The sequence below is a fragment of the Rhizobium sp. NPDC090279 genome, from assembly GCF_044769665.1.
Taxonomy (GTDB): Bacteria; Pseudomonadota; Alphaproteobacteria; order Rhizobiales; family Rhizobiaceae; genus Rhizobium.
This window is the reverse complement of sequence record NZ_JBIVYI010000008.1, coordinates 168263-185076: the sequence shown is the minus strand read 5'-3', so window position 1 is coordinate 185076 and position 16814 is coordinate 168263. Positions and strand designations below refer to the sequence as shown.

General features: G+C 60.5%; 15 protein-coding genes. 9 read left to right on the top strand and 6 right to left on the bottom strand.

The window, feature by feature from the left end; all coding sequences use genetic code 11:
• Positions 1-8: 8 nt before the first annotated feature.
• The 4 genes from ACIQWP_RS20830 to ACIQWP_RS20815 all read right to left on the bottom strand — a co-directional run bounded on the left by ACIQWP_RS20830 (position 9) and on the right by ACIQWP_RS20815 (position 4585).
• A complete protein-coding gene (locus tag ACIQWP_RS20830) occupies positions 9-875 on the bottom strand; it encodes an ATP-binding cassette domain-containing protein (protein WP_402791461.1) in 867 nt (288 codons plus the stop codon).
• Positions 868-1836 carry an ABC transporter ATP-binding protein gene (locus ACIQWP_RS20825; RefSeq protein ID WP_402791458.1) on the bottom strand — a complete coding sequence of 323 codons (969 nt, stop codon included), beginning with the start codon at positions 1834-1836 and terminating at the stop codon, positions 868-870. The genes ACIQWP_RS20830 and ACIQWP_RS20825 overlap by 8 nt, the downstream gene beginning before the upstream one ends.
• A gap of 11 nt (positions 1837-1847) precedes the next feature.
• Entirely contained in the window at positions 1848-3455 is a 1608-nt protein-coding gene (locus ACIQWP_RS20820) for an ABC transporter substrate-binding protein (protein WP_402791455.1), read from the bottom strand.
• A gap of 83 nt (positions 3456-3538) precedes the next feature.
• A complete protein-coding gene (locus ACIQWP_RS20815; RefSeq protein ID WP_402791452.1) occupies positions 3539-4585 on the bottom strand; it encodes a LacI family DNA-binding transcriptional regulator in 1047 nt (348 codons plus the stop codon).
• Between the two features lie 449 nt (positions 4586-5034).
• Here ACIQWP_RS20815 and ACIQWP_RS20810 point away from each other — a divergent pair, with 449 nt between their 5' ends.
• The 5 genes from ACIQWP_RS20810 to ACIQWP_RS20790 all read left to right on the top strand — a co-directional run bounded on the left by ACIQWP_RS20810 (position 5035) and on the right by ACIQWP_RS20790 (position 11352).
• Positions 5035-5919, top strand: a complete 885-nt coding sequence (locus ACIQWP_RS20810) for a hypothetical protein (protein WP_402791449.1) — start codon at positions 5035-5037, stop codon at positions 5917-5919.
• A gap of 18 nt (positions 5920-5937) precedes the next feature.
• On the top strand, positions 5938-8160 hold the full coding sequence (locus ACIQWP_RS20805; RefSeq protein WP_402791446.1) for a hypothetical protein: 2223 nt from the start codon (positions 5938-5940) through the stop codon (positions 8158-8160).
• A 112-nt stretch (positions 8161-8272) separates the two neighbouring features.
• Positions 8273-8818: a histidine phosphatase family protein gene (locus ACIQWP_RS20800; RefSeq protein ID WP_402791443.1), complete on the top strand. Its 546-nt coding sequence runs from the start codon at positions 8273-8275 to the stop codon at positions 8816-8818.
• Positions 8819-8840: 22 nt separating this feature from the next.
• Positions 8841-9515, top strand: a complete 675-nt coding sequence (locus tag ACIQWP_RS20795; protein WP_402791441.1) for a DUF2278 family protein — start codon at positions 8841-8843, stop codon at positions 9513-9515.
• A gap of 103 nt (positions 9516-9618) precedes the next feature.
• Entirely contained in the window at positions 9619-11352 is a 1734-nt protein-coding gene (locus ACIQWP_RS20790; RefSeq protein ID WP_402791438.1) for a phospholipase D-like domain-containing protein, read from the top strand.
• Positions 11353-12186: 834 nt separating this feature from the next.
• Here the strand turns inward: ACIQWP_RS20790 and ACIQWP_RS20785 are convergent.
• Positions 12187-13827 (bottom strand): FAD-binding dehydrogenase, encoded by a 1641-nt coding sequence (locus ACIQWP_RS20785; protein ID WP_402791435.1) that lies wholly within the window; start codon positions 13825-13827, stop codon positions 12187-12189.
• Between the two features lie 398 nt (positions 13828-14225).
• Here ACIQWP_RS20785 and ACIQWP_RS20780 point away from each other — a divergent pair, with 398 nt between their 5' ends.
• Together ACIQWP_RS20780 and ACIQWP_RS20775 are read left to right on the top strand one after the other, a co-directional pair.
• Complete coding sequence (locus ACIQWP_RS20780; RefSeq protein ID WP_402791432.1) at positions 14226-14450, top strand: hypothetical protein; 225 nt, start codon at positions 14226-14228, stop codon at positions 14448-14450.
• Positions 14451-14644: 194 nt separating this feature from the next.
• Positions 14645-15022: a hypothetical protein gene (locus ACIQWP_RS20775; protein ID WP_402791429.1), complete on the top strand. Its 378-nt coding sequence runs from the start codon at positions 14645-14647 to the stop codon at positions 15020-15022.
• 27 nt (positions 15023-15049) lie between these two features.
• On the opposite strand, the gene ACIQWP_RS20770 is transcribed toward ACIQWP_RS20775, so the two are convergent.
• On the bottom strand, positions 15050-15511 hold the full coding sequence (locus tag ACIQWP_RS20770) for a YbhB/YbcL family Raf kinase inhibitor-like protein (RefSeq protein WP_402791427.1): 462 nt from the start codon (positions 15509-15511) through the stop codon (positions 15050-15052).
• Between the two features lie 143 nt (positions 15512-15654).
• Between ACIQWP_RS20770 and ACIQWP_RS20765 the strand changes: the two genes are divergently transcribed.
• Both ACIQWP_RS20765 and ACIQWP_RS20760 read left to right on the top strand, forming a co-directional pair.
• On the top strand, positions 15655-15912 hold the full coding sequence (locus tag ACIQWP_RS20765; RefSeq protein WP_402791424.1) for a DUF2934 domain-containing protein: 258 nt from the start codon (positions 15655-15657) through the stop codon (positions 15910-15912).
• 283 nt (positions 15913-16195) lie between these two features.
• Positions 16196-16519 carry a hypothetical protein gene (locus ACIQWP_RS20760; RefSeq protein WP_402791421.1) on the top strand — a complete coding sequence of 108 codons (324 nt, stop codon included), beginning with the start codon at positions 16196-16198 and terminating at the stop codon, positions 16517-16519.
• Positions 16520-16814 lie beyond the last annotated feature (295 nt).

Below are 16814 nucleotides of genomic sequence, written 5' to 3'. Positions count from 1 at the left end.
CCATTCCTTCAGAGCGTTTCGAGCATGGCCGTTGCCTGCTTCGCCCTGCCGCGCCGCCCGCGGGGAACGGCAGAGAGAAGCTTGGCGGTATAGGGATGGGTTGGGTTTGCGAAGACATCCTCCGTGGCGCCGGTTTCGACGATGCGGCCTGCCTCCATGATCGCCACGCGGTGCGAGACGTGCCGGACCACCCGCACGTCATGGCTGATGAAGAGCAGCGACAGGCCACGTGCGCGCTGCAGGTCAAGAAGGAGATTGAGCACCTGCGCCTGCACGGAGACGTCGAGCGCCGAGACAGGCTCGTCGCACAGCAGGATTTTTGGTTCGACCACAAGTGCTCGCGCAATGGCGACGCGCTGGCGCTGGCCACCGGAAAGCTGATGCGGAAATTTTTGCAAAGCGGAGGCTGGCAGGCTGACGGACATGAAGGTCTCCGCCGCACGATCGAGCCGGCTTGCCGGATAGCCGATGCCATGGATTGCCAGCGTCTCCACGATCTGATGACCGACGCTCCGTCGCGGATCGAGCGCGCCCATCGTATCCTGCGAGATGACCTGCAGGTGTTTTGCCAACCCACGCCGGTTCGGCTTCATCAGGCTTTTGAAAGGCTCGCCGAAGAGCGTGATCTCGCCCGATGTCGGCTGGCGGTCGCCGCATAGCAGCGACGCAAGCGTGGACTTGCCGCAGCCGGACTCGCCGACAAGACCCAATGTCTCGCCAGATTTCAATTCAAGGCTCACATCCTTGATCGCGTGGAATCCCGTCGCCCGTCCCGGCCAGAGGGAAAAACCCGGTGCATAGGAAAATTGCAGATTGCGGGCAGCCAGCGCCAAGCCGGCAATCTGGACATCGGAGGCTACGTGCTCCTCAGGCATTATGGGAACTCCACGGATTGAAGCAGGCAAGCGCTGCCGCGCCGGCGATCAGAGGCGGAGCCATCGTCGCGCAATTCGGCTCCGCGCGCGGACAACGGGGGGCAAAAGCGCAGGCCTGCGGCGGGTCATCATGCAATTTCAGCTCGCCGGGGATATCAGCGAGCCTTTCCAGCGGCCTGCCGCGCCCGGGCATGGCCTCCAGCAGCAGCCGCGTATAGGGATGGCGCGGATTGTCGTAGAGATCGTCGGTGCGATTGATCTCGACCAGCGACCCCGCATACATCACCGCGATCCGGTCGCAGACCTCCGAGACGAGATCGAGATCGTGGCTGATGAAGATCATGGGAATGCCGCGCTCGCGCACGGCCTTGACCAAGAGAGCGATGACCTGCGCCTGTACCGTCACGTCAAGCGCCGTCGTGGGTTCATCGGCGATGATCAATCGCGGCTGCATGGCAAGTGCCGTGGCGATCATCACGCGCTGGCACATGCCGCCGGAAAATTGCGCGGGATAGGCATTGTAGCGTGTCTCTGGCTCGGGGATGGCGACTTCCGCCAGAAGCCGGAGCGCTTCAGCCCTGGCTTCCCTTGCCGACAGGCCGGCGCTGACCGCCGCCTCGGCGATCTGCGAGCCGATCGTGCGCACCGGATCGAGACAGGAGACCGGCTCCTGAAAGATCAGCCCGATCGGCGGCAGCTTCGCCCGCGACCGCGAGCCGAGCTCGGCCGCATCATACATGGCGTCCTGAAAGGAAATATAGCCCGTCGCGCTGGCGGTCGATCCCAGAAGACCCGCAAGCGCGAGGCAGGTGAGGCTCTTTCCCGATCCGCTCTCGCCAACGATGCCGAGGATTTCGCCCTCGGCAAGGTCGAAGGAGACATTGTTGACCGGATGAAACCGCCCGGCGCCCGTTCTGAACGAGACACTCAGATTGTCGACGGAGAGAACGGGAACGCCCATCGTGAAGCAGCTCAGCTCTTCTGCTCTTCGAAGGACAGGCTGCCGGCACCGAGATCCATCTGGAAGGCCGGCAGAGGCTGCCACTTGATGCCCTTGCGAATGCCGAAGAAGACGGCGTTCTGATGCAGGACGGTTTCGCCCGGATCTTCCCACTCGATCAGATGCAGCATGTCGCGGAATATCTTGGCGCGGTCGGCCGGATCGACGGCCCGTTCCATCTTGGCGCCAAGCGCATCGAAATCGGCATTCTGCCAGATCTTGAACGAGGTGAGCGAGCCGGCGGCGCTGAACTGCGTGAAGAAGGAGATATAGGGGTCGGGGATCTGCCCGGTGCTCGACCAGTTGCCGGTCGCGCGGGTCGGCGAGTTGTCAAACAGCTTGCCGGCTTCGACGAACTTCATCTTGGCGTTGACGCCGATCGCCTGCCACATGGCGACAACGGCCTGTGTGACCGGGTTTTCCGCCGTATAGTAATTGTTCTGCGAGCGGACTTCGATCTCTTCACCGTTATAGCCAGCATCCTTCAAAAGCTGCGTCGCCCGATCGGGATCGTACTGGTAGGCCGGATAGTCCTTGAGGTAGACGGGGCCGTAAAGCTCGAACTGCAGGCCGTTCGGCACTTTCGTACGGCCATTCCAGATCGTGTCGACGATCGCCTGGCGATCGATCGCGAGGATGAGTGCCTGGCGTACGCGCGGGTCCTTCAGCGCCGGATTGTTCTTGTCGAAGAACAGAATGCGGTTGTTCGGCACAGGCCCACCGACGATCTCATGATCCGTGCTGGCGCTGACGACGGAAAGCTGGTCCGGCGGCAGGTCCGATGCAATGTCGTAGTCGCCAGCCAGCAGGCCGGCAATGCGCGAGGAAACCTCCGGCACGATGCGCAGGGTCACGCGCTTGGCGGCCGGCTTGCCGCGATAGGCCTGATCGTGCGCGGCCAGAACGACGCTCTCATTGGCCGTATAGCTTTCGACCTTGTACGGGCCGGCGCCGACCGGCTTCTGCCGCCAGGTCGTCCAGTTGCCGCCGTTCTTCTGCCAGGCGTCCTTGCTGATGACGACAGCCGCGTAGGATGCGAGGCGCTGCAGGAAGATCGGGTCCTGGAACTTGGTGACGAAGCGGACCGTCAGCGGATCGACCACTTCGACATGATCGAGGCTGGTGAAATTGGTGCGATAGGTGGGATAGCCCGGCGCGTCCTTGTTCAAGAGGCGCTCAGGCCCGAAGGAGAAGGCGACGTCTTCGGCCGTCATCTCGCGGCCATCGTGGAAAATCACACCCGGACGCAGCTTCATTTCGAGCACGGTCGGCGAAATCCAGGTCCAGGAGGTGGCGAGATTGGGCTTTACCGAGAAGTCGCCGCGCATGTCGAGCGCAAGGACCGTTTCGTGGATGGAATAATTGTTGCGGAAGGCGACGTTGCTGGCGGCATCGACCGGCTCCTGCGACACCGGATTCTGCTGTACAGCGATGCGCAGCTCACGCCTCTTGTCGCTGCCGTCATCGGCTGAAGCGGGAAGCGCCGGGACGAAGGCGGAGAGGCCGGCCGCCGCTCCCATCAGAAGGGTTGTGCGGCGGGTAACCGGGCTGTTGAAGCCGCTGAGCAGATATTCGGACATCGGCAAACTTTCCTGTTAGAGCTTTTGCACAAACGTTTGCGCAAACGAAGAACGGCTACTTGCGCTCAAAACCGTCGTTTCATTCACGCAAGGGAGAATGGCCGCAAGCTAGGCGAGCTCGATGACGCACGTATGACAAGTTCGGGCGGCACGAAGCGCATCGGACGCTTTGCAACGCGCACGTCCAACGGAAGATTCGAAAGCTCAACCAGAAGGTCAAGCGAGGCTTCGCATAGTGCGTCCGTCGGCTGCGCAACAGTCGTCAAAGGCGGCGACCAATAGGCGGTGTCGGGCACGTTGTCATAGCCGACGACGGAGATATCGGCGGGGATGTGCAAGCCGAGATCGCGCAGGAAGGCGACGACCTCGATTGCAAGCCCGTCACTGCCGCAGATGAGCGCCGTCGGGCGTTGTGGCGAAGCCAATAGATCAGCCAGCAGCTTGCCGTCGCGTTCGCCCTTCTCGAAGAAAATGACGTCGCCGACGATGGAGCCCGCGCTCGCGGCAACCATCTCCTCGAAAATCGACAGGCGATCGCGAAGCGCGCTGCGGCTGATGCGGTAGACGAAGGAGATGCTGCGATGACCAAGCCCCGCCAGATGGTCGAACAGCAGTTTCATGCCCAGCCGGTCATCGGTGAGAACGGCGGGGAGCGGACCGGTCAGCCCCGCGCCGAGCGTCACATGCGCCTTGCCCATAAGGTCAAGATGATCGCAGAGCGCCTGCTGGCCGGGAAGGTCGCTGACCATGATGACGCCGTCGAAGAAATCCTGCTGAAACAGGCGCAACTGACCAGCGATCTCGCCGGCCTCCGCCTTGGCCTGGGCGACCAGCAGTTCCACGCCACGGCGTTGCGCCGCAGCCTGGAGGCGGCTCGTCAGATGCGGCTGATAATGACCCGACAGGCTGTTGACGATCGCCCCGAAGACGCCGGTTCTGTGCGTTCTAAGCGATGTTGCTAGACGGTTGACGACATAGCCGACGCTGCTCGCCGTCGCCCTGACGCGCTCCTGCGTCTCCAGGCTGATGCGGCTGTCGGCCTGGCCGTTCAGGACGCGCGACACCGTCGTAGCGGATACGCCAGCCAACCGAGCGACGTCCAGAATGCCGATTCTTTTTGGTGCTTTCATACGGTGTGCCGAAACGTTTCGCGCCGCGCCGGCGTCGGGAGGTTCTGGAACTCTGGCCACACTTGCCTCGAGACGCAAGATCACATTCCGGCTTCAAAGACAATTTTCATAGGCAACTATGGACACGGGCCAAGACCGAAACGAGAGGCACGGCAACGGAACAGCGGTCCGTTGCCCCGCCAAATCGGAAGTGTCAAAAATGGACGCAGACATCGACAAGCAAAATGCATAAGGTCGATCCGACATAAACGGCTCAGCAAAGTTGGTTTTACCCGGCGCCTGTCGGGGGTCTGAGCCGATCGCAGTCCAATGGATAGCATGCCTTTCAAGGCACCCAAATCGTATGGGTCGCGGATCGCGTCACCGACAGGATGCCGCGTGTCCAAACGACAGTTTCGACACCTGATACCGCCAGTCAATTTCACAATTTCAACCTCCACGAGGGAACCATGGACGACAACAGTGGTGTATCAAGAGAACCAGACGCGAGCCGCAGCGATCCGGAACGCATCAGCGAGGACCAAAAGGAGTTCGAGCGAAACGCCGACGAGCAGCGGCAGGCCGAGATAGACGCGAACATCGAGCGCCTCAACAGAATCCTGGCGCAAGACGATGCGATACCTGCTGCCGAGGTCCAGATGGCGCAAATGCCCGCCGATGGCGCGCGCGTTACAAACCAGGACATTCTCGTCGCCGTGGAAGCGGGCAATCGGCAGCAGATGCAAGAGATGCAGCAGCTTCGTCAGCACGTCGGCGAGCTTCGACAGCAGGTTCAAGCCGCCGCAGACGGTCCTGCCTGCGCGGGTATCCGTTGCAAGTATGTAACCATTGCGATGAGTGTCATTGGCGGCATCAGCGCCGGCCTCTCCATGTACTTCATGCTCAGGACGTATTTCGCGCCCGCGCCCCTCATGGCGGTTCGGGGCGTGATGGGCGGCGCCACCACCGAGGACAAGGATGCCCCGATCCCGGACAATCCCGACATCGCCGAGATCGCCAAGGTCTGGCTCAAGGATTCCGAGGCCGATTTCTGGAGCAACATGGCTGATTTCGTCGACGCGAACAAACCTCGCCCCTTCGAGGAACAGCTGCTGTTCATGCAGTTTACCGCCGATCTCGCGGTGAAGCTGCTGAAGCAGCAATGGGTATGGTCGAACCCCAAGGACAAGCTCGACAAGATCGCCACGCTTGCACAATCCATCGAAACCAACGGCCTGGGCCCGACCTACAGGGGGCTCGCAGCAATCAGCTACAACGACAAGCCCCTCTCCCGCGTTGTCGCCGCGGATCTGATGTCGCTTGCCCTGACTGAATGGTGGACCAACAACGGCTAATCGGAGTGGTACAGGATCATGACGAGTTCGCTCTCAACCGCGCCGGTCATCGCCGGAGCACTTCCCTTTCACTATCATGCAGCACTTCACTTCCGGTGCGCCCCGCGCGACGGGCGCTCCCTTGCCGACTATGCGGATAGCTTCCTTCCTGCATACGATGAAGCGTGCGGCCGGCAGTTTTCGCCGGAACAGCACCAGCTGAACGTCCAGGCCTTTGCCGATATGCTCCGTGTTGGCTCAAGCAATTCTCTGGTGGCAACACCCGTCGCTGCGGCGATCGCTGCGAGCCCTGCCGAACGCCGGGCCGGCGCGACGGCTCTTGCGCAGCAGCTGCTCGATACGCTTGCAGGCCGCTATCCGCTCTTGAGCGGCGAAACGGTCATCAAGGCCCAGCTCAACATCCTCGACGAGCCGTTCTTCGATTGCTCCGCGGGAAGCGTCATATACACGCGAACCACCAATCTCATCGATATCGACTTCGTCTTTCCATCCATCCAGTTCGACCGTGCAAGCGGCCTGCCGCGCGTCCTGCCACAACCCGTGCGTCCGCCTCCAGCGATGCCGGACCAGCAGCATCCCGCTCTTCTCGGCTCGGATGGAGTGGACGTGCTGAACCTGGTGCAGGGCGTCGCCACCAATCTGTCTTTCGCGCTGCCGCCGCCTTGGGGACCCGTCGCAGCAGCTGGGCTCTCCGGATTGTTTTCGGTGTTCGGCAGTCTGTTCGGTTCATCTGGCAGCGATCTCAAAGTCGTCGGTCAGATGATCGAAAGCGCGGTGAACGAACTCAAGACCTACATGCGCGATCTCAAGATCGAAGAGGTGGATGGCGACGTCCAGGCCTTCTTCACGTGGTGCAGTCAGAACCTGCCGAGCAGCGCGGGCGGCTCATCGGATACAAACAATGGCTGGTCGGATGCCGTCCTCCAGCACATTGAAAATGATCTCATTCCCAAGCTGGAGAACGCCGACGGGTTTATGCGCGGGACGCTTGCAAATGACCTGGCGCAAGTCTCGGTCCAGACGATCGTCAAGGCCAATACCTGGGTCGCACGCGCGAGTGATGACGCATTACAGGTCCTTCTGGCCGATCTGACCGCACAGATCTGCGCCCTCAAGCTCCGCGTTCAGCTTCATGCCCAGCTTGCCGCGGCAAACGCGCCGGACACGATTAACGGCGTGTGCAAGACCTTGGTGGCGGACGGCAAATTCCAGACCCACCTGCTCGGCACCTACAATGCGACGGCGGAGCTTGCCAGGCTTATCAATGGCAACCCGCCTGCGGCGATCGACGACAATGAGCAGAGGTTGCGCGGCCTGACGTTCGATGTCGTCTCGGCGGAGATCAAGAAGAATTATACGACGCTGCCCATTTGGATCGCGCTGACGACGCTGGGGAGAATTCCTGAGATCTCCGCGGAGTTCGGCTCCAATCCGGCCTCCTTCTCTGTTTCCGACTATGCGGCGACCTATGGCTGGGCCCTGGCAATCGATCGCCTCGTCCTGCACCGGCAGGTCGCGCGCCTCCTCGGCCTGTCGCGTGTGAGCTACTATGACAACAGGCAGAACAACTGCCACTTCACGCCTGGCGGCGCGGGCGGGTGCCATTCGACCGGCGCCGACGGCTATCAGTTCACGGACTCGATCGACACTTCAAACAACTACTACCACGATACCGATCGCTCGACCTCCGGCTGCTGCAATCAGAACAGCCACGAGACCGAATATACTCAGGACGTGTGCAATCACTTCAACACGCTTTTCGACAAGCTGACCAAAGATCTGACCACGCTCTCTTCGAGCGGCCCTAGCTTCGCAGGTGACCTGGCAACGACGAAGAAATGGCGTGACGGTCTTGCTTCGATCCTGGGCGAACTTCCTCTCGCGGCGCCTGTAAATGGAGCCACAGTTGCCGATAATGGCTGGAGCACGAAACCGCCGGCCGACAGCCAATGGAACACGGCCATCCAGGTCGCCTACGCTTTCTCCTTCCTTGATGGCAATGGCCCGTCGCTGCGCAGCGCATGGGGTGCAACGGTCATGGTCAATGGCCAGTGGAAACCGAAGCTCAGGCATCTGCCGAGTTCACCATCCAAGGCCAAAACACAGCTCCAGATCTGGCGGCAGTTCGTCTTTGCAGACAGCAATGGCGATCCCACCAAATACGGTCTCCCCAAAATAGTGGCGATGATCGATAATGGCGTATCGGAGCATGTCGATGATGACGAAGCGTTGAAAGCATAGCACGCAAAAGCCGGTGCGCCGTCCATGCGACGATGGCGTGCCGGCATCCCACAGCCCATGTTCCGAACTTGACAAAAATCGTTGAAATCCAAGCATTATCGAGGGATCTTCCTTGGCGCCACACAAGATCATGATTATCCGCCACGCCGAACGTCCGATCGACGGCGGCAAGGATCAGGGCGTCCAGCTTGATGGCACGCCGAACGAAAACTTTCTGACCGTAAGGGGATGGCAGCGGGCCGGGGCTCTGGTTCGACTATTCTATCCGCTTGGCAAGAGCAGCGCGCAAAGCCCTATCGAAAGGCCAACCTCGCTCTATGCCGCCCATCCCGACGACAAGCATCATAGCCATCGCACCCACTCGACCCTGCAACCGCTTGCCGATCTTTTGGGATTTGCGGTCAACACAGACCACGCACGCGGCGAAGAGGCCGCACTAGCCGAGGCCATCCGACATCAAGATGGCATCGCGCTCATCGCCTGGGAACACAAGGCAATTCATGAGATCGTCACAGCCATGACGCAAAGTGAGATAGAGGCGCCGATCTGGCCCGACGACCGGTTCGACATGATTTTCATACTCACCGCAGATCCCGCCTGGCGTCTCGTCCAAGTGCCGCAACAGCTGCTGGCAGGCGACCAGGCAAGCATTTTCTAGCCCCCGATAGAGGTCCTTTCTCATGACACGTGAACGCCGGAAGCCCAAGAATGCCCAGCGCACCTATGGAGTCCTGGTCGGCAAGGTTGCCGATGGCACGATGAAGCCGTCAGGGTCCTCGCCGCATTATGAGATCTGGGTGAAGGCGGGTGACGAGGATTTCAGGATTGCCGTGAATGTCCAATCCGTCGACGGTAGCGAAGTGCTTGTACACTACGACCCGGACTTTAAGGACAATAGCGGCCACGATATAGCCGGGTTGGCACAAGGTCCGGCGGGCTTCAAGGCGTTGCAGACCGGACCGGATGGCGAGGGTCTGGACTATATTCGCGACACGCTTTTCCCAATCAATGACATGACCGCGATTCCCGCCGAAGGCGCGCAGCTGTCGCTATCCAACATGCTGGACGGACAGATCGAGCGCGCAAAGGCGGATGCAAGCGCCGTCATTGTCGCCTTCGGAGAGTATTTTCAGGATCAGGGAAGCGACGAAACCTTTCATTTCAGCCCGGAACGCGGCATCCACGACATTCATTTCATGCAGGGCAATTCCGGCAGCTTCGCCGACGACAACCGTGTCCATGGCGATGGCGGGCTGTTCATCCGATTTACCGGCGGCGAGACCGTGGCCTTGTTCGTCCGCTTCAGCGTTCAGACGATCAAGACCGACGATCAGACCGGCGCTCCGCTCGCCTGACGGACGTTTCGGTCAAGGCCGCGCGGTGATCGGGGGCGCCGGCGCAAATCTCATACTCGGCAGCAATTTTAGAAACCGAAGCCATCATCCAGGGAGAGGTACAATGAACATAAGTCTGATCGTGCATCCCGGTGTCGATAGTGCTCTTATTGCCTGGCGCAGCGACTTCATCGACCAATGCCGTGGCTTTGCCCTGCGTCGAAAAATCAAGCGCGCAGCCGGAAGCCCGCAAAGCCCGAATACGGTCTCCGATGTCGATGCCGAGGGCTATCATGAGGAGATCGTCGCCAGCTGGGTCGGCTTCGCCGATGGGCCAGCCGTGGAGGAAGGCACGCGCAAGCCGACGACGGAGTGGCCGATCCAGAAATATCTCTGGTCCGATTTCGCCGTCAATCCAGGCGATGTCGTCGCCTACAGGGTCTCCGCCATGGTCGGGCCCGAGACGGCACTGCAGGAATCGGCCGATCACGTATCGGACTGGAGCGATGCCATGCAGATCGGGGCTGAAACCAGCGGCCATGTCAGCTGCTATTTCAATCGAGGTATCGTCGCCAGCCAATGGCTTGCACGCGCGCTACCCGAGGAATCCCCCACCACCAAACTCAAGAAGGCGATCGGAACTCCGGATGATCCGATCCGCCGATTTCTGGCAGGGCCGATCCGCGACAAGCTGGTATCGCTCCTGAACGATACCCAGACGAATGGCGGCCACATCTATGCCGCCCTGTTCGAGCTCGACGATCCGGAACTCATACCTCTGCTACAGGGCTTCAAGAAGCGCGCCCATGTCGTGCTTGGCAACGGCAGCGTGAAGAAGAAGGGCGAGGACGAAAACGAGGATGCCCGATCCGACCTTTCCGCCTGCGATGTCAAGGACCGCATGAGCGCGCCGAGGGCACTGGCGCACAATAAGTTCCTGGTCATCTGCGACGCTGACAAGTCGCCTCAGGCCGTGTGGACCGGCAGCACGAACTGGACGATGACCGGTCTTTGCACCCAGGCCAACAATGCGCTTCTGATCGACAACCCGGCCGTGGCGGAATTCTACCTCGACCAATGGAAGACGCTTGCCGCTGATGGCAATGATTCCCCACCCGCGCTCTACGCAAGCAATGCCCAGCCCAGGACAACACCCAAGGCTCCCAATACCACGGTCTGGTTCACGCCCATGCGCGAGGGACTTGACCTCGAACAGGCGGGTGAGCTGATACGGAGCGCCCAACAGGGCATCCTGTTTGCCATGTTCAATCCCGGACCTCGCGGCACGCTTCTCAACGACATCATCGAGCTTGCGTCTCCGTCGAGCCCGTCCTTCAAACCCAATCTCTACATTCAGGGCGTGGTCAACCAGAACCCCGGCACGGAGAAGAACCCGGTCGTGCTGTTCAACAGAGGCGAGCGTATCGACGCCAATGCCGACGTCGTCCTGCCCGCCGCGATCCCCGGCCGCTTTGCCTATTGGCAGAAGGAAGTTCTGAAGCTGCCGACAGCCCATGCCATGGTCCACAGCAAGGTGGTGATCGTCGATCCGTTTGGCCCCACCCCCGTCGTCATGACCGGCTCGCACAATATGGGTCCGAAGGCGAGCGGCGTGAACGACGAGAACCTGGTGATCATCACCGGCAACGGCGATCTTGCCAGCCAATATGCCGGCAAGATCATGGAGATCTATGCCCAGTATCGCTGGCGGCAGTCCGTTCAAAAGCAAAATGGCGCGCCCAAGTGGACCGGTCTTGCCAATGACGGCAACTGGCAGATCAAATCGCCGGACCAGCCCTATGACAAGCGCCGCATACGCGAACTCGACTTCTGGTTCGGCAAGAATGACAATGCCTGACGTCTAGTAGGTGTCGATCCGGGATCGTAGCCAGTTCCTTCGGACGAACGCGCTGCGATCCCACTTGGCGACCTCGTTCGACCAGTCGAGCTTTTGTAATGCCGATGCAATCTTCGGCTTCTAGTGGCCTTGCAACAAACCGGGTTCCGAAACGTTGCTCCGCCACTATCTTTCCATGCTTCTTTTTGTCGGCGCCCTGGCGTTCACGGGGTGGGCTTTTGTTATCCTCAAAAACCATGCCGGCCGGCCGGACGAGATAGCCATGCAATATCACGCGCCGCTTGCGGGCATGCTTGACCTCACGCCCGACCGGCGGGCCTCTGCATGGCACGGCGTTGCCAACAACACCGTGCCAACCGGCTCCCGTAGCGAGGTTCGTCAGGCTCCCTCGCGTGACGATTGCGACGCGCCGCCAACGCCAGGCTATTTCGAACGCGCAAGGATGCTTCTATACCTTCTGCGTTCGCGCCACTGGCGAAAATCGGCTCATCAGGAAACTCCGCAAGCAGAACATGGGGCATGAGTGATCCGGTCGCCTTTGCAGGCAAAACGCGTATCGAGGGGCAAAGAATAATACGCAATCTATTAGTTGAGGCGCCGGTGATTGTCCTTACCGCCATGGTGACGAAAAGAGAGGCCTCAGCACCGCCGCACATCGCGCAAGGCTTCCAGCCGTCCATTCGGGTAGGTTAAATAAACCTGTGGTAGATGCTATGACTTTCGCTACCGGCTTGGATGCCACCCCCGAGCCGGCCATTGCAGCGTCCGACGAGACTGCATGCCCTCGCAGTGTCGTCGGACACCCTTGTCACATGAGCGTTTATTTCGACTGCCTCATGCCGCCCGCCCCGCATTGCGGCTGGAAAAGATGCACCCTCCCAGGAACGTGCCTTCCAAGGCGTTGTAGCCGTGGTATCCGCCGCCGCCAAAGCCCGCCGCCTCGCCGCAGGCATATAATCCCGGTATGAGCGCGCCGCCCCGCCCGAGCGCCTGGCTGTTCAGGTCGGTCTCGAGCCCGCCCAGAGATTTCCGAGTGAGAATATGCAGACGCACGGCGATCAATGGGCCAGCCTTTGCGTCCAATATGCGATGCGGCGGAGCCGTGCGCATGAACCGATCGCCGAGATAGCCGCGCGCCTGTCTCAACGCGACGATCTGGGCGTCCTTGGCGAAGGGATTGTCCAATTCGCGGTCGCGGGCTTCAATCTGGGTGCGCAGATGGGCAAGATCGAGCGGGCGGTCGCCGATCCGGTTCATGCCGGCGACCAGCTCTTCCAGCGTTTCGGCAACGACGAAATCCTTGCCCTTTTCCTTGAAGGCTTCCACCGGCGGGGGAGCCGACCGGCCAAGACGGCTGCGCAGAAGGAGCCCGATGTCGCGCCCCGTAAGATCCGGATTCTGTTCGGAGCCCGAAAGAGCAAATTCCTTCTTGACGATCTTCTGCGTGGTCACGAACCAGCTGTAACTGTGCCCGAGCTTGCAGATGTGCTGCAACGTCGCGAGACTGTCGAAGCCCGGCAGGCAGGGTGCCGGCATGCGATTGCCATCGGCATCGAACCAGAGCGAAGACGGCCCCGGCAGGATACGAATGCCATGGTTCGGCCAGATCGGGTCCCAGTTCGCGATGCCTTCGGTATAGTGCCACATCCTGTCGCCGTTGATCGGCCGTGCGCCGGCCGCCTCGGCATGGCTGATCATCAGGCCATCCACATGATGGGGCACGCCGCTCAGCATTCGTTCAGGGGGTGACCCGATACGTTCGACGGGCCAGGCGCGGCGAACCAGCTCCTGATTGCCGCCGATGCCGCCGCTCGCCACGATCACGCCGCCCTCGATGCGGAAATCCCCGACGACATCACGGTTCGACTGCTGACCACGGGAGATGCCGTCTTCCGCCAGGATCTCGCCTTCCACACCTGTAATGCCATTGTGATCGCCGATCAGCCGCGTCACGCGCCGACGGAACAGCAGTTCGACCTTGCCTTCCCTCTCTGCCGCGAGAACACGCTTTACGAATGGATCGAGAACACCGGGGCCGGTCCCCCAGGTGAGGTGGAAGCGCGGCACGGAATTGCCATGCCCGTTGGCGAGGCCCCCGCCGCGCTCGGCCCAACCGACAACGGGGAACCAGCGCATGCCGAGCCCATGCAGCCAGTTGCGCATTTCACCAGCGGCAAAATCGAGATAGGCGTCCGCCCAGGCGCGCGGCCAGAAGTCTTCAGCCCGATCGAAGGCCGCGGCACCCAACCAATCCTGACGGGCGAGATCAAGACTGTCACGAATTCGCATCCGCCGCTGTTCCGGCGTATCGATCATGAACAGCCCGCCAAGAGACCAGAAAGCCTGACCACCGAGACTTGCGCGCGGCTCCTGATCGACGAGGACCACCCGTTTTCCGCGATCTATCAGCTCGCAGGCGGCAACCAGGCCCGACAGGCCAGCTCCGACGATGACGACATCTGCACTGCTGCCCATCCGATCCCCCCAAGCAAATAGCGAACTCGCCCGGAAGTTTAATGAAGCTTACGTAAAAGTAAAATGGATAACGGATCGCACGGGCATGAAGAACTCATTGCTCCACGACCTCAAACGGCGCGGGGACACTGCAAGATATCGCCGCCACAATCCTTCGGACGTGGGCTCAATAGCCGGCACAGCAATGGTGGACGGCATCGGTATCCACCAAGCTTGCATCCGATCTCCACGAAACCTGTATCCTATTCATGTTGTTTTCCGAGATCGGCAGGCCACCGCCCGATCTCCTCATGCGGCAACCGCTGTCGCTGCGGCAGCTGGCCTTTCGCAGACATGGATTTTGAGTGGAGGCCGGCATAGCACCAAACGACACTGCAGGATCTGGCAGGGGGAATGTCATGTACAAACAGAAGACGCCCACGCTCGTCGATTGGCTTTCGATGCTCGCACGCCTCACGCCGATCGTCAGCGTTTATCTGTGGCCGATATTCTTTCGTTTCATCCTCGGCATGGCATTCTTCGTCGCCTTCGCCGCGTGCGTCTACCACTTGCCTGACGTAGAGCTGAGCTTTTCTGTGCATGGCTCCTCTTCGCAAATCGCTCCGCTCACCCTCGAGCGATAGTTCCGCCTTCGGAACAGATGGCCCATCGCTCCACGATTTGCGCCACCTTGGGAGCGCGCGAAAGCCCGGCGCCGCGATTGACTGGAGGAAGGAAATCACGACAGAGTGCATCTTCACGACCTTCTCCATCGCATCGGCTTGCCTGACATCGGAAAAGGGCTACCCGATTGCTTAACAAGAGAGGAGCAGCAGCCATGGGCACGCTTCCCGACATGACGAAACACCGCGGCTTTCCTTCCGGCATGCCGGGCACAGGTGTGCAATTCACCATTCGCCGCGCCAACCCGAAAGGTGTCACGCCGATCAAGAAACTGCCGCGCCGGGCGCGGCCGGGATCGCAGGAACACCGGATAGACGCCGCATTCCTGCACGCGCTCTGGCATTATTTCGGAGCCGAGCCCTTCGAGCGCGGCAACCTCGACGCAGCTCGCCTGAACCTGCTCTTCGGACGCGAGGTCGTGGCCGTCGACAAGGATTTCGATCCGACCTCTTATGAAGCAATGCTCGTCATCAACGAGCAACTGGCGCGGGAAAGCTTCCCCGAATCATTCGAAGACGTGATGGAGGTCTGACGAGGGCGGCGGCTTGCAGATCGCGGCCTACGCCTGATAGGTGCCGGTAAGGCTTGCCTCTGCAAGTATATGTTTCTTCACCGTCCGCCACATTGCTTCCGCTCCTGCGGCTTCAGGAAGTGTCACCCTCGGCACATCAAGGGCGGCAAGCCGGAAAACATAACGGTGGGGAGGGTCGCCGCTCGGCGGCTGCGGACCGTCATAGCGGGCGTTGCCAAAATCATTCTTGTAGAAGCGTAGCGCCTGCTCCTGCATCGTATCGACGTTTTCAACCAGTGCACCCCATCGCGCGGGAATATTGGCGATGCCGCAATGGCGGAATGTTCTACCCGGTGCATCCGGGTCCTCGACGATCAACGCGAAGCTTTGGGTTCTCTCTGGAGCGCCGCCCCAGGCAAGGGGCGGAAATACATTCTCCCCTTCCAGCACATGTTTGCTCGGTATCGGCGTATCCTCGGCAAAGGCCTTGCTGATCAACGTCAAAGCCATCAGATCCTCCTGTCGTTGTCGTGGATTCATGAGCCTGTGAAGTTCTGAACCTAAAGTGGAACACGTCAGAATCATTATTGTTCCCCATAGGGAACATTCGCGCTCACCCGCAGTTGTTCGGAGCGTCCACGAAGGAGGAAAAAATGACGGATGAACGGTTCGAGTGGATCAGCAAGCGAGCCTACGCCATTTGGGAGGCAGCCGGCCGGCCCTGGGGTCGCAGCCAGCATCACTGGGAGCAGGCGGCCAAAGAACGCGAGATCATGGAGAGAACACGAGCATCCGTGGACGGCGAAGAAGTCCTCGCAAGATTTCGACAGACCGCGACAATATACAGGCCCGAGAATAACCCAGGGGAAGCCGAGGCAGACGCACCTCCCAGCGACCGCCGCGTCGGGTAGTTTCCACTCATCGGCAATTCCTTCAGGAAGGATTTCCGGCAAGCCTCGCTCCCATGTCCAATCCGTTGCCTGGGTAACGGACATCCGTCAAATACACGCATCGAACCGGAACAACGCGCAAGGCCCAGCGTTGGCCCCATAAGGTTGCAGATCGTGCCAAGCGGACGCGATGGTGCTGAAGAATATGGAGATTTTTCCGCTTTCTCTCCATGGCCAACGAAACGGCAGTCGAGCTTCCCGCCCATCCGGTCTGCAACCTTTCCGACCTTCAAGGAGATGGAAGATGGATACGCCTCTGAAGCTTTACAGTCTGGTCGCGATCGCGGCCGACAACGACCCCAACTGGCTTGACGCAAAATCGCATGGTGAGGTCCTCGTTGCCGCCCGCACTGCCGGCGATGCCCGTATCGTGGCGTCCGAAAGGGAACTGGATTTCATGGATATCGATGCCGCGCCCGCGGAGGACAAGACGACCAAAATGGCAAGCGTCTTTCGCAACGAGAAACTCTATACCGTCATCGAGGTGAACAATGGCAAGGAATATCACGAACGCGGTGTCGCCTCAGGGATTATCCGCGTCGATACCATCATTTCCACCCAGGTCTGATCGGCCGCACCATTCGATGGGCCGGCCCTGACTAAAAGCGGCTGCGTCATGCCGATCGCTGCGACAGCCGCTGTCATGCCATCGAATTTTGCATTCACTCAACAACAACCGAACGACGATCGATGCAAGGCGGGGGGAACGAACCGGCAGACGGACAACAAATAAATGGGAAGCGGACAAGCATGCTGCGAGCCTAACCAGGATCGTCGTGCGAAATCCCACCGTATGCCCACCCACTCGCAATTGATTCCGATCGGGGGGCCCGGCGACGATAACCAGCACCCGGCGGGCGGCA